Origin of the sequence: Chryseobacterium lathyri (assembly GCF_030812195.1) — a bacterium.
GTDB classification, from domain to species: domain Bacteria; phylum Bacteroidota; class Bacteroidia; order Flavobacteriales; family Weeksellaceae; genus Chryseobacterium; species Chryseobacterium lathyri_A.
This window is the reverse complement of the sequence record NZ_JAUSSF010000001.1, coordinates 1,813,551-1,834,985: the sequence shown is the minus strand read 5'-3', so window position 1 is coordinate 1,834,985 and position 21,435 is coordinate 1,813,551. Positions and strand designations below refer to the sequence as shown.

The window sequence follows — 21,435 nt, the reverse complement described above, 5'->3', positions numbered from 1 at the left end:
TATGATTTAGTTGAAAATTTGTTAAAACTCCCTTAAACAGATGGTTCAGAAAGTCAAAATACCTTTGCACATCTAATTTGAAAAGATGAGAAAAGTAAAGATTGTACTAGGATTATTGTTTTTGGGATTTGGAACACTGGCTTATGCGCAGACTACGCAGGCTTCTATTGTGGGAAAAGTAACCGGACTGGGCAGTACTGCTCAGGAAAAAGTGAAAGTAACGATCGTGAACGAGTCAACAGGGTTCAGGACGGAAACGGAGACCAATTCGAAAGGGGAATATATTTTCAAAGAAATTCCTTTGGGTGGACCATATACGGTGATCGTGAACGAGGAGAAAAAAGAAGGATATAACGTCAACTTCGGAGATCAGGTTACTGTAAACATGAGTTTAGACGGAGAAAAGCAGATTGAAGAAGTAGTGATCACCGGAAACCTTAAAAACAAGATTGGAAACCTTGGAGCGGCTACTGCAATTTCAGCGAAGAACATCAGTATGCTTCCGGTAAACGGAAGAAACTTCACCAATCTTACGGAATTATCCCCATTAAGCGGAAAAGGCGGAAACCTTTCCGGGCAGCTTGGATCTTCAACCAACTTTACGATTGATGGGATGACGGCTAAAAATCCTACCTCTGCAGGATCTACCACCAGCCGAAGTGGGGCGCCTTTCTCTATTTCCATAGAAGCTGTTCGTGAATTTAAAATCACCACCAACCAGTATGATGTGACATTGGGGAGGAGCGGCGGCGGAACGGTAAGCGCTGTTACCAAGTCCGGGACGAATAAGTTTTCAGGAAGTGCCTGGGAATATTTAAGAACCAATTGGCTTTCCAGTCCGTATGACATCAGAGGAAACAAAAGGGAGAATGATTTCTCTACTTCCCAGTTCGGATTTTCATTAGGCGGACCGATCATTAAAAATAAATTACACTTCTTCGTGGCATGGGATCATCAGCTGGATTCAAGACCGTTGATCATTGCGGATATCAAATCGAAAGACGACGAGAAGAGATTTAATACAACAACCGAGACGCTGAACCAGTTCCTTGACATAGCAAGAAAAAAATACGGAGTGGGAAATTCACCTCAGTTCGGTTCATTTGATAAAGTAAGAAATTCTGATGCAGGGTTTTTACGTTTAGACTGGCAGATCAATGAAAAAAACTTATTGACGTTAAGGAATAATTTTACCTACGATCTTAATAAAAACGGATTGGGAGACAATACCGCGATCAATTTCTTCGAATCGTACGGAAATGATAAAAATATTGACAATAGCTTACTCTTAACTTTAAGATCAAACCTAAAGCCTAACCTTACGAATGAATTAAAAGCACAATATTTATATACTTTCCAGGACAGCTACCAAAACAATGAGTTGGGACATCCGGTTCCGAGAGCTGTTGTAGAAGGCGTTGCTTCCAGTGTTGGATCAACCAATATCCAAATTGGAGGGCATCGTTTTGCTCAGGAAGGTTTCCGGAATAATGTATTCCAGATTGTAGATAACTTATACTACAATACGGATAAGATTAAATATACTTTTGGGGCAGATTTGATGTATACCAGATCAAAATCTATTTACGGAAGCGAGGTAAACGGAAGATTCCAGTTCCAGGGAATGACGAATTTCGACAACCTCACTCCTTACAGATTCTATAGGGAAGTACCGTTGATGGACGACCCATCTGTAAAATCCAGTATCTGGAATGCAGGATTATACGGACAGATCCAGACCAAAATAGCAACAGGTCTTGATTTTATGGCAGGATTAAGATTTGATTACGGAGGGTATCCGAAAGCTGAATTCAATCAAAAGCTTTTTGATGAAATGGGAATCAGAACGGATAATCAGATCAAGTCTTTTGTTATTCAGCCAAGATTTCAGTTTGATTGGAATATCAATGAAGAGAATAAAGATTTCTTAAAATTTGGTGCGGGAATCTTCTCTTCCGATATCAACAACTATATGGTGATCAATAACCTTGTTTTTGACGGAAAACATTTGGCAACGGTAGATGTGAACCCCGGTACGATCGGTCTGACTCCTGATTTTCCAGGATATAGAAATGACTACGGAACGGTTCCTTCACTTTCACAGTATCAGATCCCAACAATCAATTACACCGGAGAAGATGCAAAGATTCCAATTGTTTATAAAGCAAATATCTCCTATACACACTTTTTTAACGAAAGATTCAGAGCAGGAATTGCCGGATATATGGCGCTGGGAAGAAACAATTACTTCTATTATGACAGAAACATGAAGGCTAACCCATTATTCACTCTAGCCAATGAAGGGGGAAGAGGAGTATATGTACCTGCATCTACTATCATCAATAATGATAATAAAAGTGTGAGTATCGACTGGAAAGAAGGAAGAATCAATAAAAACTTTGGAAGAGTGCTTGAGCTTGTAAGCGATGGAAAAGTGAACCAGTTCTCATTCGTGGTGGATACCAGTTACCGTTACTGGAAAGATGGCGAGATCACGGCAAGTTATACATGGTCGGACATCAAAGATAATACCTCATATAACGGAAATGTAGCAAATTCTGCAACACTGTCTACTCCGGTTCAGGGTGATCCGAGAGATTTAAGAATGGGCTATTCTGACAACCAGTTCAGAAACAAGATCGTGGTTTACGGTAACTCACCTACCATTGCAGGATTTACATTGGGAGTAAGATATTCAGGGATCGGAGGAACACGTTTCTCAGTAACTGCAGGAGGAAATATTAACGGTGATTTCGTGGATTCTAACGATCTTGCTTACATATTCCCGGAAATTATTACCCAGCCGCTTCTTAATGATCCGGAAGTTGGGCAGGCACTGAAAGATTATGTTGAAAAATATAACAATACTATTGCAGAACGTAACGGTGGTAAAAACGGCTTTTACGGAGTATGGGATGTTCGTGTTGCGAAGAAATTTAAATTTGAAAAGATCGGTGCATTTGAGCTTTCTGTAGATATCTTCAACCTGGCGAACCTTCTTAATAAAGAGTGGGGTGTGAATAAATCTTATGGTAATATGTCGCTGTACAGGGTAACCAAATTCAATCAGGCGACCAGACAGTTTGAATACGTTAAAAATACCAGCGGTTTGGCACCTCTTTCCGGAAATCCTTATCAGATCCAGATCGGAGCCAAATACAGCTTTTAACAATTAAACATTACCTTTATCAAACGTTTTTAAGTTTTTTATTTAATTATCCAATTGTATTATGAAAAAATTTATCTTAGGGTTAGCAGTTTTAAGCACAGTCATAATGAAGGCACAAACCCAGATTATCGCGCACAGAGGCTATTTCCAGGCGCAGCCGCCTACCACGGAAAATTCTATTAAATCTTTAGAAAATGCCCAGAAATTAAAGATATACGGATCGGAATTTGATGTAAGAATGACCAAAGACGGTGTTCTTGTGATCAATCATGACGAACATCATGGTCAAATGGAGATCTCTGAAACCACTTTCAAAGAGCTGGAAGCGTTGAAGCTGTCGAATGGTGAAAAGTTTCCTACATTAAAAGATTATCTGAAGCAGGGCAAAAAAGATCCTTCCTTAAAACTTATTGTTGAGATAAAGCCCGCTAAAACTCCGGAAATAGAAAATGAGATCACTCAGAAAACCCTTAAGATGATCAGGGATATGAAACTGGAAGGGCAGAGTGAATATATTTCCTTCAGTCTGAATATCTGCAAACAGATCAAAAAGCTGGAGCCGAAATTCAAAGTACAATACCTGAACGGAGAGCTTTCTCCTGAACAGATCAAAAAGGAAGGTCTTGACGGAATGGATTATCACTACAGTGTTTTCCAGAAAAACCCGACATGGATCTCTGAGGCGAAAGCATTGGGATTAATCACAAATGCCTGGACAGTAAATGATCCGGCAGTTTATCAGGATTTGAAAAATCAGGGAATAGGTTTTATTACCACCAATATTCCTGATCAGCTAAAGAATAAATAACAGATTTTGGCTGAAAGAAAAAGCCAATATTGAAATTTACAGCCTGTTTCTTTTTAGGAACAGGTTTTTTGTGTTTGAACTCTATGTGGCCTGGTAGTCGGTTGTTGATGTGTAATATTTTATTTTTTCGGAGAAAGGCAATAAAGGTATGCTAATAAAGATATAAAACGGTATTAAAAATCATTAATTATGTAAGTTTCTGTTTATCAGTCATATAATTGATCCGTTAAACTTATGTTCATAATTTGTTTAATAATATTTTAATAAATGTTAAAGTGGTGTTAAAACCATAGCCATAATGTCGTTTTAATTTTGCGCAAACAAAAAGGATATGCGTAAAGAGACACAAAAACTGCTGGTTTTGTCGCTGCTTGGATTAGTCAGCGTCAATCTGGCAGCTCAGCAGAAAGCGAAAAAAGATACTGTTAAAGGCATTGATGAGGTGGTGGTAACCGCTTTGGGGATCAAAAGACAGGATAAGTCTTTAGGATACTCTACCCAGACCGTCAAGTCAGAAGAAATCCTCAAAACCCAGAATAACAACTGGGCACAGGCATTGGAAGGAAAAGTGGCCGGTCTGAAAGTTCAGACAGCAGGGGCGGGACCACTGGGAACCAGCCGTATCACACTCCGGGGAGACGTTTCGATGAATATGGGTAATAACGGAGCCCTGATCGTTGTAGATGGCGTTCCTTTAAGCGACAGGAGAAACGGAACAGGAACTTCAGCTTACGGTGCAGGTTCAGGAGGCGACCTTCCAATCGATTATGGTGACAGCTACAACAGCATCAATCCGGATGATATTGAATCTGTTACCATCCTTAAAGGACCGAGTGCATCTGCACTGTACGGTTCCAGAGGTTCCAGAGGAGCCATTATGATCACCACGAAATCCGGAAAAACAAAAAAAGGAAAGGTCCAGATCACACTGAACTCATATACCAGTTTTGACAGTGTTCTTAAATGGCCGGATTACCAGTATGAATACGGGCAGGGAACCATGCAGAAAGACAAAGGCGGGAACTATTACTACTCTTACGGAGCTTCGGCAGACGGAGTGAATACCGGTTCTACCAGCAGTGCCTTCGGACCGAAATTTGACGGGCAGTATTACTTTCAGTACGATCCCTCGGTACAGGGGCAAAGTAAAGAAAGACAACTTTGGAAACCCTATAAAAATAACATCAAAGATTTCTGGCAGACAGGAACTACCTATTCAAACAGTTTATCATTAGAACATTCCAATGAAAACACTGCCTTCAGATCATCTCTTTCTTACCTTAAAAATGAATGGATGATGCCAAATACAGGTTTTGACAGACTGAATGCAGCAGTGTCTGTTGATCATAAAATGAGCAGTAAATTAAGGGTTGGAACCAAACTGAACTTCAGCCAGACCAAAAGTGATAACCTTCCGGCTACAGGGTACAACAATCAGTCGATTTCATATTTCATGATCTTTCAGAATCCAAACGTAGATCTTGCGTGGTACAGACCTATCTGGAAGAACGGACAGGAACAGGTAGACCAGATCCATCCTTTCAGTTCATATATCGATAACCCTTATGTTATTGCTTACGAAAACCTCAATTCCACAGATAAAAAGATCATTACCGGAAATATTAACGTAAACTATCAGTTTGCAAAAAACTTTGATGTAGCCTTCAAATCCGGGCTGGAATGGAGCAATGAGTTCCGTACACAAAGAAGGCCATGGAGCTCTGCCAACTACCTGAAAGGTTATTACAGGGAACAGTATATCAAATATTTAGATCTCAATAATGATATTTTGTTTACCTATAAAAATAAATTCGGAGACTTTGGCTTAACCGCATCAGCCGGAGGAAATATCAGGTATTACGAGCAGACCATGAATGATTACAGAGCGATAGGCCTCAATAAAGCCGGCGTATATCAGCTGACCAATGCAATAGCCTTAGACAATAAGCTTCCGAAGCCTAATGACAACCAGGTAAACAGTACCTATGCACTGGCGAACTTCAGTTATAAAGATCTTGTTTTTGTAGATGCGACGGCCAGAAACGACTGGAGCAGTACGCTTCCTAAACACAACAGATCTTATTTTTACCCATCGGTTTCTACATCATTTATCCTGTCTGATATATTCAAAATGAAGTCGGATCAGTTCAATTTCTGGAAACTCAGACTGTCATGGTCGAAAGTAGGGAACGATACCTACAACTACATGCTGGATAAATACTATGAAAACAGCTCTTTTGCAGGTTCCGTGGAATCTCCGCTGCTGTATCCCAATCCGGACTTGAGACCGGAAATGATCACGAATATTGAAGGAGGAATGGATTTCACAATTCTCAAGAACAGATTAACCTACAATATCACAGCGTATCAAAATAATTCCAAAGACCAGACCATTGTGATCCCGGTACTATATGAAGTAGGTTATAATAAAAGGATCATTAATGCAGGGGAAATCAGAAACAGAGGAATTGAAATGACCTTGAATGCTTACCCGGTAAAAAATAAAAGCTTCTCATGGAATGTCAGCGCCAACTGGTCTATGAACAGGAATAAAATTCTTTCCCTTCCTGAAGAATTCCACGGTGAACCTTATACCATTGGAAGTGTAGGCGGTGTGGTGTATTACAATGCTGTGGTGGGTGGTTCGCTGGGAGACATGTACGGTTACGGCCTGATGTATTCTCCGGACGGACAGGTGATTTATGGTAGTGACGGACTGACGGCTAAGCCTACAGAAATGAAAAAAATAGGAAATGCCTATCCGAAATGGAGAGCCGGTCTTCAGAATGAATTTAAATATAAGAATATTACCTTAAGCTTCTCATTTGACGGACAATATAAAGGAATAGCCTATTCCCAGTCCCATCACAAAATGTCCGAGCAGGGGAAACTGGAGCATACGCTCTGGGGAAGAGATAATCCGAATGGTCTGATCGTAGGTCAGGGCGTGGTTCAGAACCCAGATGGAAGCTTCTCGCCGAATACCAAAGGAGTTCCTGTTCCTACATATTACTCAGATTATTACAGGAGAGCCAATGTGGAAACGAACTCATTCGACACCTCATTCATCAAGCTTAGAGACGCCAGGATTTCTTATTCTTTCCCGAAATCAATTATTGATCCTTTGAAGGTTACCGATATAACGCTTGCCTTATTTGGAAGAAATCTTTGGATGTGGACAAAATTCCCATTGTTTGATCCGGAAGCAGCAACGCTGGATGATTCTACCATTACTCCGGGAATAGAAATGGGGCAGCTGCCTGCTTCAAGAACAGTCGGAATACAGTTAAATGTTAAATTTTAAAAATCAGAACAATGAAAAGACTTATCTATATATCTTCATTTCTCATGCTTTTAGGAACTGCCGTGTCATGTGACAGAAACCTTGATGAGATTAATAAAGACCAGAGCCGGATCAATAAACCGGTGGCAAGCTCTCTGCTGGCTCCTGTTCAGTATAATATGGCTGCAGTAGGCTATAACAGGGCTAATGATTTTACTTTCGACCTTATGCAGGTGTCTCTGGACTTTCCGAACGAAGGAAACTCGCTGAGCCGTTATTACATCACCGAAAATACAGGGGCAGGATTCTGGAATAATTCCTACAGGTGGCTGAAGCAGGTGGACGATCTGAAAAGAGCAGCTGTTGAAGAAGGAGATAAAAACTATGAAGCCATTGCTTTGGTTCTGAACGCATGGATCTATTCCAATCTGACTGATACCTATGGCGATATTCCCTTTTCTGAAGCTTCAAAACTTGATGAAGGAATTTTGCAGCCCAAATTTGACAGGCAAAAAGATATTTATGTAAAACTGCTGGATGATCTGAAAACGGCCAATTCTCTTTTTATCACCAATAAAGTGCTTGCAGGAAATGACCTGTTTTACAAAGCTGAATCTGATGCGAATGGAATCACGAATTGGAAAAAGTTCTGCAATTCTCTTTCCTTGAGGTTGCTGACAAGAATTTTAAGTAAGAATGGCGAGGTGAATGTTCATGCAAGAATTCAGGAGATCATCAGTAACCCTACTGTATACCCAATTTTTCAAAGCAATGCCGATGGAGCTAAACTGGACATCACAGGAGTTTCCCCTCTGATGCCGCCTATTGCCAGACCTCAGGACTTTACTACAGGAAGAGCTGCTTCCGAATTTTTTGTTACAACATTGAAAGCAAACAACGATCCGCGTTTGGCCATGTTTTTCTCGCAGGCAAAAGATCTGAACAATGTCAATATAGGATATAAGGGCGCACCTTCTGGCTATGCCTTTGGAACCACATTCGATTATCAGCCTTCAAATCTTAATCAGAACCTTGCCAAAGCTCCTCTGAAGATCCTTATGTATCCTTATGCTGAACTCCAGTTTATATTGTCTGAGCTTGCCTTTAAAGGAATTATTCAGGGGAGTGCACAGACTTATTATGAGAATGGGGTAAAAGCGGCAATAGAACAGTGGGGAGCAGTAGTTCCTGTCAATTACTTCAGCAATCCCAATGTTGCCTATAAGCCTGAAATGGAAAGAATCATGCTTCAGAAGTATGTAGCGCTTTTCTTTGTAGATCAGCAGCAATGGTTTGAAAAAAGAAGAACGGGCTATCCTGTACTTCCGAATAATGGAGGTCTTTTAAATGGCGGTGCCATGCCGCTTAGATTAATGTATCCGCCTAATCCTAAAGTTCTGAATACAGCTAATTACCAGGCTGCAGTTCAGCAGATGGGAGGAGATGATGTGAATGTGAAAATGTGGTGGAACAAGTAAAATTAATAAAGAATAAAAAAAAAAGAAAAAGAAATGAGTATTAATATAAAATTTTTAATGCCATGCGTGCTGATGTCAGCAATGGCGTTCTCTCAGGATTCTGTTTCAGGATATGTGTTTGAAGATAACAACAGGAACCAAAAGAAAGAAAACCGTGAAAAAGGGATTGAAGGTGTTGCGGTTTCCAATGGAGTTCAGGTTGTTCTCACCGATAAAAGCGGTAGGTACAGCTTACCTGTTCAGGAAAACCAAACCATCTTTGTGATCAAACCTTCAGGATATCAGACGGCTTTGAACAGCAATAATCTGCCTCAATTTTATCATCATCACAAGCCAAAAGGCTCACCTGCTGATTTTAAATACAAAGGAACGGCACCAACAGGAAATCTTCCAAAAGAGCTGAATTTCCCACTTTATAAAAAAGAGGAAAGCAGAAATTTTGATATTCTTGTTTTCGGAGATCCACAGCCTTATACAGAAAAAGAGCTGGATTATTTTAAAAGAGGGATCGTAAATGAAGTGAAAAATACCAAGAAAAATGCAGTATTGGGAATCAGTCTTGGAGATCTTGTGGGCGATAATCTGAGTCTTCAGAAACCTTATGCGGATGTGATGAAGGAGATTGGGCTTCCATGGTACAATGTGATGGGAAATCATGATATGAATTACGATGCCAAAGAAGATCAATTTTCGGATGAAACCTTTGAAAATAATTTCGGCCCGGCTAATTATTCTTTCAATCATGGAAATGTTCACTTTATTATTTTAGATGATATTCTGTATCCCGATCCGAGAGACGGAAAAGGCTATTGGGGCGGGTTCCGTGAAGACCAGCTGAAATTTATTGAAAACGATCTTAAACTGGTTGATAAAAACAAGCTGATCGTCATCTCTTTCCATATTCCATTGGAGCATAACAACGAAGATAATTTCAGAAATGCAGACCGTCAGAAATTATTTGATTTTCTGAACCCTTTTGAAAATGTTCTGCTTTTATCAGCACATACTCATATCCAGCAGCAGATCTTCTATACCAAAAAAGCGGGTTGGAACGGCGTAAAGGACCTTCATGAATACAATGTAGGAACTACTTGTGGAGACTGGTATTCCGGAACTCCTGACGATGCCGGACTTCCTACCTCAACCATGAGGGACGGAACAGCAAAAGGGTATTCTTTCATCAGCTTCAATGATAATCAATATAAAGTTAAGTACAAAACCGCAGGAAAACCAGAGGATTATCAGATCAAACTATATGTTCCGAAAGTGATTCCTTATCCGTCAAAAACTTCAGCAAAGATCCTTGCCAACTTCTTTATGGGAAGCAAAAAGGATAAAGTGGAATACAGGATAGATAACGGAGCCTGGGAAGAGATGGTTTACGATGAAGCGGTAGACCCCAATTTTGCCCTTTCCGTATTCAAGTGGGATTCTACACAGAATTTATTTCCGGGAAGAAGACCTTCCAATCCTGAAATGGCAAAACATATCTGGACCATAGGTTTTCCTAAAAAGCTTACATTGGGAAAACACAAACTTGATGTGAGAGCTGCAGATATGTATGGGAATCAGTTTACTGCTTCCGAAGACTTCGAGGTACAGAACCCTGTTCTTATTCCATAGTTTTTCATTTTCTTACTATACTTTCAATAAGAAACCGGCTTAATAATAAGCCGGTTTTGTTTTTATTTTTGTGAGATTTTACAGTTTAAAGCAGATTTCTGGATCTTGTGTGAAATTCTTTCTTGCAAAGCATTTCACTTCAGAAAACTTAATTGGCCAAAAGCTTTTGTGCCTTTTGTGGTTTAAAATATATAAGCTTAATTCCGCTATTAAAATTCCGTTAAATCCATATTCTGCCGGCCTTTTAAAAATGTTCTTTCGTAAATTTGTCTCACGAAACAATAATATTATGAATATAAACGGAAAAAATGCCATTGTAACAGGTGGTGGAAGAGGTTTGGGAAAAGCGGTTGCTTTAGCTTTGGCTAATGAAGGAGTGAATGTTGCTGTTACCGGTAGAAATGCAGAGAATCTTAAAAGTACGGTTGAAGAGATTAAAGCGCTCGGAGTAAACTCGGCCTATGCTGTTTTCAGTATTGATAATGAATCCGAAGTGAAAACAGGTATTGAATCTCTTGCGAAACAGCTGGGAAGCGTAGATATTCTGATTAATAATGCCGGAATCGGAGATTTTGGAAGTATTGAAGATATGTCTTCCGAGACCTGGGAACAGGTAATCAGGACCAACTTATTCGGAGTATATTATGCGGCTAAAGCGGTTTATCCTTTCTTAAAAGCTAACGGTGAAGGAGATATCGTCAATGTTGCTTCTACGGCAGGTTTAAAAGGCGGTCCAAACATGTCAGCTTATGCAGCATCCAAAGCCGCAGTAGTCTCTCTGTCGCAGTCGATGATGGCAGAATGGAGGAAGCAGAACATCCGTGTCATTACTTTGACGCCAAGCACGATTGCTTCCGATATGAGTATTCAGGGAGGACTTACAGATGGAAATCCGGATAAAGTGCTTCAGCCGGAAGACTTTGCAGAATGGGTAAGGGATATTTTGAAGATGAACAGAAGAGCATTGATTGCCAACGGTTCTATTTTTTCCACAAATCCATAAGAATTTGATGGTTGCATGGAATACTGTATTACTTTAACAATAAATATTCAATAGAAGCGGGCTAAAGCCCGCTTCTATTATTTAATACACAAATGTCCGGCTTTAGCCAAACATAAAATTGCACCAGCCTTTGCCATTAAAACAAAAGGTATTATCCTCAAAATATACAATACTCATAGCACTTCAATTTTTTTAACAATAATAACATCCCTATTTTTGCACTAAATTATTGACTCACATGCAAAATTATTTAGAATTCAATTTCAAGATTTCTCCATTACAGCCATGGAACGAGATATTAATGGCAGAGCTTATCGAAATAGGTTTTGACAGCTTTACAGAAGAAATTGACGGAATTTTAGGATATATCCAGAAAGAACAGTTTAAAGAAGAAGAACTTAAGGCACTTCCGCTTTTTGAAAATGAAAATGTACAGATCACCTATTCTTTCGAAGAAATGCCGAATATCAACTGGAATGAAGAATGGGAAAAGAATTTTTCACCGATCAATATTGATGATAAAGTGCTCATCAGGGCAGAATTCCACGACTCTGTACCGGGAATGCATGAAATTATCATTCAGCCTAAAATGTCTTTCGGAACAGGACATCACCCTACGACACACCTGATGATCCAGCAAATGATGGATATCGATTTCAACGGTAAAAAAGTGCTTGATATGGGATGTGGAACCTCGGTATTGGCTATTTATGCAAAGCAGCAGGGGGCCGGAGATGTAAAGGCAATCGATATTGATGAATGGTCTGTGGAAAATTCAAAAGAAAACGCTGCCAGAAACGGTGTGGAACTGGATATCGAATTGGGGACTGCAGATAATTTAGGAAAAGAGAATTTTGATATTATTCTTGCCAATATCAACAGGAATATTCTGATCTCTGATATTCCGACCTATGTTTCTGTAATGAATAAAGGTGGGCAGCTGCTGTTGTCCGGATTGTGTTTCTTTGATGTAGATGATATCCTTGAAGTTTGTAAAGAAAGCGGACTCGAGCTGAAAAAGAAGCTGCAGCGTGAAGAATGGGTAAGTTTATTGTTGGAAAAATAATGAAACAAATAGGAATATGAGATTTTTACTCAGCCTTTTATTTTTGGTGATGGTGCAGCTTTTTTCGGCGCAGGATAACGAAATGGTGTATCCTGATGGAATTTTCGGATTTGAAGAAAATAAAGCCCAGAAAATTTTTACAGACTGGACCAGAGTAAGAAAGGAGCCAGATGTAACCGCTGAAATAACGGATTCATTGCAGACCAATCAGCAGGTAATGATCCTTAAAAAGGAAGAAACAGTGCTCAGGCTGGGCGAAAGAGGAGCCAACTGGTATAAGGTGTCTTATCAGAAGGGAGATTTGGTTTCAGAAGGGTATATCTGGGGCGGAAATTTATGTGCCGGCTACCGAAACAAAAACGGCTACGATTTCCTTTTTGGATTGTCGAAAACAGTAGACCGGAAAAATAAAGAATATAATCAACTCGTAAAGCAGAATATCGCAGGCATAAAAGTGATGGAAGGAAATACTTTGATTGATGAAGTATATTTTGATACAGGAAGCGGGGAGGAGCTAAGCTATGCCACATTTACCATTGAAAGCGGCCATAAGCTCCAGAATGTAGAGCTAACTCTTAAAGCGATGGTTTCCGGCGAAGCCTGCGGTATTGCGAGCTATGACCAGTATGTTCTTTTTAAAGATAAAAAACTGGTTGCCCTGCCACAGCTGACCAATGTGGGTGATGCCGATGTATACTATCATTCCGAGGAATTTGTATTTCCAAACGATAAAAATGGAATTCCTAATGCTTTTATTTTTAAAATGGAGGAAATGGAAAAAGATGAGAAGGGTAGAGAAAAGAAAAAGCGTTCTTCCAAAACATATCTCTGGAATGGAAGCTCTTATAAGCTTAAATAAATCCAAAACTGATTAATAAAACCAGCTGCCGTATAAAATTACGGTGGCTTTTTTATAGTCATTGGTTATTCACTGCAATTTTTTGTCGTGATTATTGTGTATCTAAAGGAGAATCTGAAGCAGAGATGAAAAGTCGTGATCAAATGGTGGAATATTACGAAGGCTGTAGATTAGGAAGGGATTTGAACCATCTTTTAGCAAATAATTCAAATATTTTAATAACTCTATGATTCTGCCATTTTATAATGACCCAAAGAACAACGGATTTATTCGTTAGAAACATGAACGTTACAGCATTATGAAATTGGACGTATGAAGAAGACTGATAGGTTTAATTTACCTGTACCTTGCGATAGTACTTAACATTATTAGGTATGTAACATAATTAATCACATTTAAACGAAAAAAGATGAACAAGACAATTTTAATTACAGGGGCTTCAAGTGGGTTTGGAAAGATAGCTGCTTTTGATTTGGCTAAAAAAGGGCACAAAGTTATTGCTACCTCACAAGTTTATCCTCAAATGAGTGATCTGATAAGAGAAGCTAAAGAACAGGGCGTAGACCTTATTGTTGACAAATTAGATGTTACCAATTCCCGGGATATTGCCTATATCTTGGGAAAATATGATATTGATATCTTGATCAGTAATGCAGGAATCATGGAAGGCGGACCTATTGCTGAACAACCAATAGATCTTATCCGCTCCATGTTTGATGTAAATGTCTTCGGCGGTCTGGAACTGGCGCAAGGTTTTATTAAAAAATTTATTGACCAAAAAAAGCCGGGTAAAATTGTATTTACCACATCAATGGGAGGATTGTGGACCGTACCTTACGTTGCTGCTTATTGCGCCTCAAAGCACGCCATGGAAGCAATTGCCGAAGGTTTGAAAACAGAACTGGCCCAATTCAATATCAAGATTGCCACATGTAATCCCGGAGTATTTGGTACTGGATTTAATGATCGTGGTGTCGATACTATTTTCCGTTGGTACAATCCAGAAACTAATTTCACACCACCTTCGGTTTTTGATGGTACGGCAGAATCATTGGCGAATCAACTAGATCCGCAATCAATGGCAGACGTGATCGTGAATGTTGCCCTGGATGACAACAGCAATTTCAGAAATCTGCATCCCAAAGAAACAGAAGATTTTGTAAAACAGCTTCAAATAGAGGCCTGGACTGCAAAAAGTTAATACGGAACATCTTCAATGCGCAAATGTTAAACAATTTGCGCATTTTTATACATTAATTAAAAAACAAAACTATGATGAATATTACATATAATGAAGCCACAAAAGCTTTGGATACTTCTATAGAAAAAGCGAAATCCTTAAAAACCCCTGTAAGTCTTGCTGTTGTTGACACAGGTGGTCATCTGGTAGCTTTTGCCAGGCTCGGCAGTGTTTACGGTGTCATCGATTTTGCGGTTAAAAAAGCGAGAACAGCTGTAATGTTCGGCGTTGATAGTGATATTATGGGTACTATTGTTTCCGGTGCAGGCGTGCATGGATATGGAATGTTAAATTCCAATGATGGACTTTTGACGATTGCTGGAGGAGTAGTGATCAAAAATAAGGATGGGAAGATAATTGGGGCAATTGCTTCCTCAGGGGGAACCACAGAGCAGGATAAAGAAATTGCAATGGCCGGAGCTGATTCTATTTCCTGAAATTAAATTTTGAAATATGGAAGGTACAAGGGAGATAATATTTGACAGGCTGGTATATTCTTGCCAGTTCAGCAAGCAAAGAGGGGATGAAGAGTTTATCCCGGAACACTTATTGGGGTTTCAGCTATCAGGAGAGACAAATGCGGTATATCCGGGCGGATCAATAGTAGTTCCCGAAAATACAATTGTATTGATCAGGAAAAATCAGCTGATCCGTACTACAAAATATCCTTCAAAGTCAGGAGAGTATAAATTTGTTTCTATCACGCTAGATAGAGAGGTTCTGAATAAATATGCGCTGGAAAATAAAATCGAGGTAGAAGGTGGATATACCGGGACACAAAGATTGTTTTTTGAGCCTGACAATTTCCTCCGGAGCTATTTTATCTCGCTTGCACCATACATCAATAAGAAAAAAGAAGCAACACCAAGGTTGGCAGATCTGAAAATCAGGGAAGCTATAGAACTGTTGTTGCAATCCAACCCTGATTTTAAACAGGTTTTGTTTGATTTTTCATCGCCGTACAAAATAGATCTCGGGGATTTTATGGAGCAGAATTACATGTTTAATGTTTCTGTTGAGACATTTGCAAAACTAACAGGCAGAAGTCTTTCTGGATTTAAACGCGATTTCAGGAAGGTATTTAATGCAACACCTAAACAGTGGCTTCAAGAACGACGGCTTGAGGAAGCATACTATCAGATTAAATATCTCGAGCGAAAACCTGTGGATTTCTATTTAGATCTTGGATTTGAAAACCTTTCACATTTTTATTATTCATTTAAGAAAAAATATGGCGTTACCACTTCTGATCTTAAAAAAAATGATAAATTTTAAAATAACAGCCGTCAACCGTTTTAATCAAAATAACATGAATTTCATTGAGCATGTAACAGTGTGGGCTAAGGGAGATGCTTTACAGGGAAAATGGATGATGGGAATCTCCCTATTAGTTGTTGTACCGGTCTTGTTTTCACTTATAAAAAATGGAAACTATCTGCAGAAAGGAATGATCCTGCCGCTTGGCCTTTTGGTTGTCCTGAATTTGGCGTATGGAGGATTTCTGCTGTCATCAAAGCCTAAATATCCTGCCGAAATGGAAAAACTGTATCATCAGAATCCTTCCCTGATCTTTAAACAGGAATACGAAAAAGTTAAAGGCTTTGATAAGAGTTATACCCTAACCAAATATTTATGGACAGCCTTACTTACATTGTCGATATTAGGTTATTTCGGCTTTTCTCAGGAATACTTCCAGGGCTTATTCATTGGTTTTGCTCTGATGTTCTTCGGCTTGCTGATCGTTGACGTTTTCTTGCATAGCCGGTTAAAGCTTTATTTAGAGGCCTTATCTCAAAGTAATTTATTGGGTTAAACATATAAAAAGTAATGTAAAGCTACAGATCATGACAATATAACTAAAGATTTTATATTCTTTAATTAAAGGATGAAAATGCACTAATTAACCTATTTCCTATATATGAATTTGTATGATATTCGTTTGATGAGCAATCCCAATGATGATTGGGAAGTAATGGTTAAAGAAAAACTTCAATACTTCGATTTAAAGAAATTGAAGTTTTTTTCCACAATTAATATGATTGTAATATATTTCAATGGTATTAAGAAATCCTGGTGATAAGAGAGGGTATTTCATGTAGCTGTAATAACATATCATAAAAAGATCCGGATATACCACACCTGGTTGTCAATAACAACTATAAATAGCGTCAATACAACTATAAGTTTGATGTTTTTTTTGATTCTGTAAATACATCTACTATACCTTTGTAATACCAAAAAAGAAATATAGTAGTTATGTTAAATACAAAAATAATTGGCAATAGAATTGCCGCAGCTCGAAAGAAAATGAATATGTCTCAGGCTCAGCTTGCACAGCGTCTGTTCATAAGTCCTCAGGCGGTCGGAAAGTGGGAACGTGGAGAATCAATGCCCGACATCATTACTTTAAACCGTCTCGCTGAAATTCTGACTGTTGATCTTAATTATTTTTCAGAAGGATTAGAACCTATGGCTGATGAAATACCCGTTGAACTTTCAGAAAAAGAGCCAGCTGAATTGACGTCATCTGTCGCTGTCCAGTCATCTCCAGAAGTGAAGGAGAAAAAACTTAACTGGGATATGTCGCATGGAAGCTGGGTTGATGCTGACTTTTCCGGATTGAAAAATCTGCATGAAAAATTCAGTTCTGCCAATATGCAACGATGTAAGTTTATCGGTTCAAACCTATCTGGTCTTCTTTTAAAAAATAATCATGTTGATAACTGTGATTTCTCAAGTTCTGATATCAGCAACAGCCAGTTTCAGAACTCCCACTTAATGAGCAATTTGTTTAACGATACCTTACTTAAAGAAGCTGAATTTTCGAGAAGCTATATAAAAGGTTGTGATTTCTCGGATGCCAATCTTATCGGGATGAGACTTCAAAAAAGCAGCCATGTTGAAAGCTGTGGATTTTCAAATTCCGATATCAGTAACGGACATATTCAGAATTCCAGTTTAGCCAACAATATATTTAATGACTGCTGCCTGGAAGAAACTGATTTTTCAGAAAGTCATATCAAAGGCTGCGATTTCTCCGGAGCGAATTTTACCGGAGCGAAATTTAAATCAGGATCCTTTGTGGATAATACCATAGAAGATGCAGTGTGGAGCCACACTTCTTTTATTGGAATACAGCTTGAGGATATAATTTTCGAAGGTTCTTTGGAGGACTGTTATTTTGAAAACTGCACCTTTAAAAGGATCACATTCCAGAATTCAACTCTTATCAACACATTCTTTAAAAACAATAGTCTGAAACGCATTCAATTTATTGGCTGTAAGGTGGATAAGATAACCTATGCTTTTTTGAAAAATGGGAAAGCAGATATGGCTGATATCACATTGGCGACACCTTAAAATGGAATAATTATACTTTATTCTTAAGTGGAATGATCCAAATACTATAGCTATCGGAATATTTTTAAGATCGTTTTCAGCGCCATATTAACACAAAGAGACTATGCTATTTAGCTATATTGGAAGTACAATCTACTACAACGCTAACGATATTGAGCGAAGGATGAGAAAAGACGTTAAAACAAATGACATAATGGGAAAAGTATCCCATCTAAAAAAGACTGCACCTGCAGTCTTTTTTTAATGTATAATAATTGTTAGATTTGGATGTTGGATTTGGTATGTATCCATAGACGATTAAAAAGAAAATAAAAGGATGAAAAGACTGCAAAATGACTGGTGTATTTGAAAATTACCTATCCTCAACAGGAGGGCTATCGGCTGATGAAATCAACTTTTCTGCGCAGTTCTTCAAACCGATCCGCTTAAAAAAGGGTGATTTTTTTATTCGTGAAGATGAATCCTGCCGTTATATTGGATTTATCGCTAGTGGCGCTGTAAAGGCATATGGTGTTGACAAAGAAGGAAAAGAAAATATAACCTGCTTTAAGTTTGAAAATGAATTTGTCACCTCGTTTCCTGAGTTTGTGGCGCAGGAAAAATCAAGAAGGAGTATCAGGGCTATAGAAGACAGCATAATCTATAGGATCAGCTACCCGGACTATCAGCATCTGCTTGGTCAGGTGACTGCTTGGAACGGAGTTATAAAATCGGTGATGGAACACGAGTATAACCAAAAGGAAAGTTATCTGCTGAATTACAATAATAGGTCGGCTGTAGATAAATACCGTCATGTCCTGTCTAGCGAGCCGATGCTCGTCCAGCGCATAACGACACAGGATCTGGCATCGTACCTGGGTATCACGCAGCGATCGCTTACACGGGCGAAGGGACAAATACATAGACCCAATGCATTATAGGACAAATGTCCTTATGCAGTCCTGGTCAGCGATGTAGATTTGCACAAAAAAACTATGTTACGTCAAATTGCTCCCGAAGTATTCCAGATTTCACTGATGCCACGAAACAGTATCAACTGCTATATTATCGAGGGTGTATTGGTAGACTCCGGAATACGGAGTTCGTATACCACTGTAAAGAAAGCTATTCAGAATATCCCCGTTTATCAACATATACTGACCCATGCACATGCAGACCACCAGGGCTGTAGCGATCAGATATGTGATGAGTTTGCAATACCCCTGCTCTGTCATTCCGACGAAGTTTTTAGGACCGAAACGGGTATGGTAACCAACGGCTATCCAACTCCACAACATTGGGTAGCAATGCTTCAACAAAAGTACTGGGCAGGTCAGGGGCATAAAGTTGAACAGACAATCGTTGAAAATGATAGGATCGGAAACTTTCGGGTAATAGAGACACCCGGACATTCAGCGGGTCATATTTCTTTATTCCGTGAGCAAGATGGCGTACTGATAATCGGAGATGTGGCTACAAATATGAATCTGCTCACGACAGCGACCGGCCTGCGGCTTCCGCCAAGCATATTCACCTCGGATCAGCAGCTCAACATCAAATCGCTCCAGAAATTAGCAAACCTGGCCCCTGCCATTATTTGCTTCGGTCATGGACCGATCTTGCGAAATACAGATCGGAAGTTTGAGCGATTTGTGGCTAAATGCAGCGCGGCTATTTAAAGATTAAATCATGCTGTTATATTGGACTCATCTTTTATGTGCTGATATGAGCTTTATTTAGCTGCTCAGAAACTTTTAGTTTTTCAATAAAATAAGAGGGAGTTACGCCATATTCATTTTTAAACGCAGCTAGAAAAACCTTGTGAGTAACAAATCCGCTTTCTTCAACGAGGTAGTTTATTTTGTATTCTCTATATTTGGGATCGTTGTAAGCTTATCAACAATAAAAATTGATCCGCAATCCGTTGATGTAATTTGAGAAATTTTTACCCTTTTCAATCTTGATAATTTCAGAAAGGTATTTTGTATTGGTATTGAGATTATTGGCAAGCCATGTTAAACTAGCATCTTTTCTTAGATATTTTTCAGATGCTTCAAACTTTTCAAGTTTCTCAAGCAGTGATTTTACGGTATCTTCCGGAATTCTTATGGAACCTTTAGTTTCATTGTTTCTTATGATTTCTAAAGATTTTATAGATGAATTTTCTTTCCTGCTATTTATTTTAGAGATCATTTCTTCGTATTTCTTGTGAAGATTCTTATTTTTTCTTCTCCAAAAAATGAGGGTAATAATAGATATTACTACTGCCAAAACGCCTGTGATGATCCATTGCTTTTTAGAATTTTTCTGATGTTCCTTATCTGACTGCTTAATCCTAAGATCTGCGCATTATTTTATTAATTCCAAAATGTTTGAATTATTTTTATTTTAAGTTGTTGATAATGATATATTTTTATTTGTAAAATAAAAACAATTTTTTTTATTGTTTTGGAATAATTCAGAAATCGTCAAGTATAACTTTTGCAGGGTATATCTGTTCACCCTAATATTGCGCTAATATATTTGCTTATAAAGTTGGTGAATCGTTTTGCTAAAAATGTTCCATATATAAGACAAATGTATCTGGGAGATTAATCGGCACAGATTAGCAATTGATGATGGAATTATTTTTAACAACCAATCGATATCCAAAAGCTTGAAAAAACTGATAACTATAAAAAAGGCGAGAACATCTTCCTCTTACTTAATGAGAAAGTGTTACTTTTTTATATTATCTGTCATATTGCATTTTTTTTATCCATCTGCTAAAGCTGCTGAAATTACAGATGACAATCTCAACAAGATTTACATTTCCGGTGATGCAAAATTTATAAATTCTGAAGGCACTATAATATACGGTGATGTAGTAAATATCCCTGCACAGGAAAAGCAAAAGCAATTAAGAAAGCAAAAGTCTAAACCGGTAAAAATAAAATCAACCGAGAAGAAAATAAGAAAGATTGAAAACCTGTCTTATTATGATACAGCTAAAATTATTTCTTCCCGCAGTGCAGAAGATTTCAATCCCGGATCTTCAGGGATTAAAAAGCTTTCTGTAATAACCCGTTATGGTTTCAAATTATATGCTGTTATTATTAACAGTATTGTTATACTTATTCTTTACTTTTTTGCCATCATAGGTATTCGCCTATATAAATGCAGGGTAATTCCAGTACTCGATATGGGTTACAATTTCCAGCGTCCTCCACCGGCTCTATAGACCTCCACAATTCTCTTTTATCATCTATTTTATACTGTCAATAAGCTAAAGAATAGACTGAATACTAATTCCTATTGTTAATAGGGAAAAGATGTTTTTTGATGCAGATTTAGAATTTTCTATTAGTAAAAGAATTACTGATTTTAATGTAAAAGTTGCAGGGTAACCCTAAGATATTCAGTACTTAGAGTACACGCCAGGAGCGCTTAGAGTAGCAATCCTTGAAGATTTGAGAATGATAGATGCATAAAAAGAAAAACCACACAAATGACAATTTTACATAAATCAATGCTATCTCTACGATAATTTCCTTGCAAAACACTACCCCAACAATTTTATAGCGCGTG

General features: G+C 38.4%; 17 protein-coding genes. 16 read left to right on the top strand and 1 reads right to left on the bottom strand.

The annotated features are described in order from the left end of the window. Window positions 1–85: 85 nt before the first annotated feature. From J2T03_RS08235 to J2T03_RS08165, 15 genes are all read left to right on the top strand, one after another. Entirely contained in the window at window positions 86–3,169 is a 3,084-nt protein-coding gene (locus tag J2T03_RS08235) for a TonB-dependent receptor (protein WP_307210606.1), read from the top strand. 61 nt (window positions 3,170–3,230) lie between these two features. Continuing rightward, window positions 3,231–3,977, top strand: coding sequence for a glycerophosphodiester phosphodiesterase family protein (locus J2T03_RS08230; RefSeq protein WP_307210603.1), 747 nt, complete (start codon window positions 3,231–3,233; stop codon window positions 3,975–3,977). 331 nt (window positions 3,978–4,308) lie between these two features. Continuing rightward, a complete protein-coding gene (locus J2T03_RS08225) occupies window positions 4,309–7,281 on the top strand; it encodes a SusC/RagA family TonB-linked outer membrane protein (protein WP_307210600.1) in 2,973 nt (990 codons plus the stop codon). Window positions 7,282–7,292: 11 nt separating this feature from the next. Further along, window positions 7,293–8,738, top strand: a complete 1,446-nt coding sequence (locus tag J2T03_RS08220; RefSeq protein WP_306844235.1) for a SusD/RagB family nutrient-binding outer membrane lipoprotein — start codon at window positions 7,293–7,295, stop codon at window positions 8,736–8,738. 57 nt (window positions 8,739–8,795) lie between these two features. Next, window positions 8,796–10,361 (top strand): calcineurin-like phosphoesterase C-terminal domain-containing protein, encoded by a 1,566-nt coding sequence (locus J2T03_RS08215; protein ID WP_307211088.1) that lies wholly within the window; start codon window positions 8,796–8,798, stop codon window positions 10,359–10,361. A gap of 289 nt (window positions 10,362–10,650) precedes the next feature. Further along, window positions 10,651–11,364 (top strand): 3-ketoacyl-ACP reductase, encoded by a 714-nt coding sequence (locus J2T03_RS08210; RefSeq protein WP_306844237.1) that lies wholly within the window; start codon window positions 10,651–10,653, stop codon window positions 11,362–11,364. Between the two features lie 238 nt (window positions 11,365–11,602). Further along, window positions 11,603–12,430 carry a 50S ribosomal protein L11 methyltransferase gene (gene prmA / locus J2T03_RS08205; RefSeq protein ID WP_307210598.1) on the top strand — a complete coding sequence of 276 codons (828 nt, stop codon included), beginning with the start codon at window positions 11,603–11,605 and terminating at the stop codon, window positions 12,428–12,430. Between the two features lie 16 nt (window positions 12,431–12,446). Next, window positions 12,447–13,289 (top strand): SH3 domain-containing protein, encoded by an 843-nt coding sequence (locus J2T03_RS08200; RefSeq protein WP_307210596.1) that lies wholly within the window; start codon window positions 12,447–12,449, stop codon window positions 13,287–13,289. A 409-nt stretch (window positions 13,290–13,698) separates the two neighbouring features. After that, window positions 13,699–14,490 (top strand): SDR family oxidoreductase, encoded by a 792-nt coding sequence (locus J2T03_RS08195; protein ID WP_307210592.1) that lies wholly within the window; start codon window positions 13,699–13,701, stop codon window positions 14,488–14,490. Between the two features lie 71 nt (window positions 14,491–14,561). Continuing rightward, window positions 14,562–14,966 carry a GlcG/HbpS family heme-binding protein gene (locus J2T03_RS08190; RefSeq protein ID WP_307210589.1) on the top strand — a complete coding sequence of 135 codons (405 nt, stop codon included), beginning with the start codon at window positions 14,562–14,564 and terminating at the stop codon, window positions 14,964–14,966. 16 nt (window positions 14,967–14,982) lie between these two features. Then, a complete protein-coding gene (locus J2T03_RS08185) occupies window positions 14,983–15,804 on the top strand; it encodes a helix-turn-helix domain-containing protein (protein ID WP_306844242.1) in 822 nt (273 codons plus the stop codon). 34 nt (window positions 15,805–15,838) lie between these two features. Beyond that, complete coding sequence (locus tag J2T03_RS08180) at window positions 15,839–16,342, top strand: hypothetical protein (RefSeq protein ID WP_307210586.1); 504 nt, start codon at window positions 15,839–15,841, stop codon at window positions 16,340–16,342. 443 nt (window positions 16,343–16,785) lie between these two features. Next, on the top strand, window positions 16,786–17,889 hold the full coding sequence (locus J2T03_RS08175; protein WP_307210583.1) for a pentapeptide repeat-containing protein: 1,104 nt from the start codon (window positions 16,786–16,788) through the stop codon (window positions 17,887–17,889). Between the two features lie 332 nt (window positions 17,890–18,221). Continuing rightward, window positions 18,222–18,809 carry a Crp/Fnr family transcriptional regulator gene (locus J2T03_RS08170; RefSeq protein WP_307210580.1) on the top strand — a complete coding sequence of 196 codons (588 nt, stop codon included), beginning with the start codon at window positions 18,222–18,224 and terminating at the stop codon, window positions 18,807–18,809. Between the two features lie 54 nt (window positions 18,810–18,863). After that, window positions 18,864–19,547 (top strand): MBL fold metallo-hydrolase, encoded by a 684-nt coding sequence (locus J2T03_RS08165; RefSeq protein ID WP_307210578.1) that lies wholly within the window; start codon window positions 18,864–18,866, stop codon window positions 19,545–19,547. Between the two features lie 217 nt (window positions 19,548–19,764). Here the strand turns inward: J2T03_RS08165 and J2T03_RS08160 are convergent, their stop codons facing one another. After that, window positions 19,765–20,061: a hypothetical protein gene (locus tag J2T03_RS08160; RefSeq protein WP_307210575.1), complete on the bottom strand. Its 297-nt coding sequence runs from the start codon at window positions 20,059–20,061 to the stop codon at window positions 19,765–19,767. A gap of 514 nt (window positions 20,062–20,575) precedes the next feature. On the opposite strand from J2T03_RS08160, the gene J2T03_RS08155 reads away from it, so the two are divergent. Then, complete coding sequence (locus J2T03_RS08155) at window positions 20,576–21,088, top strand: hypothetical protein (protein ID WP_307210572.1); 513 nt, start codon at window positions 20,576–20,578, stop codon at window positions 21,086–21,088. The last annotated feature ends 347 nt before the right edge of the window (window positions 21,089–21,435 follow it).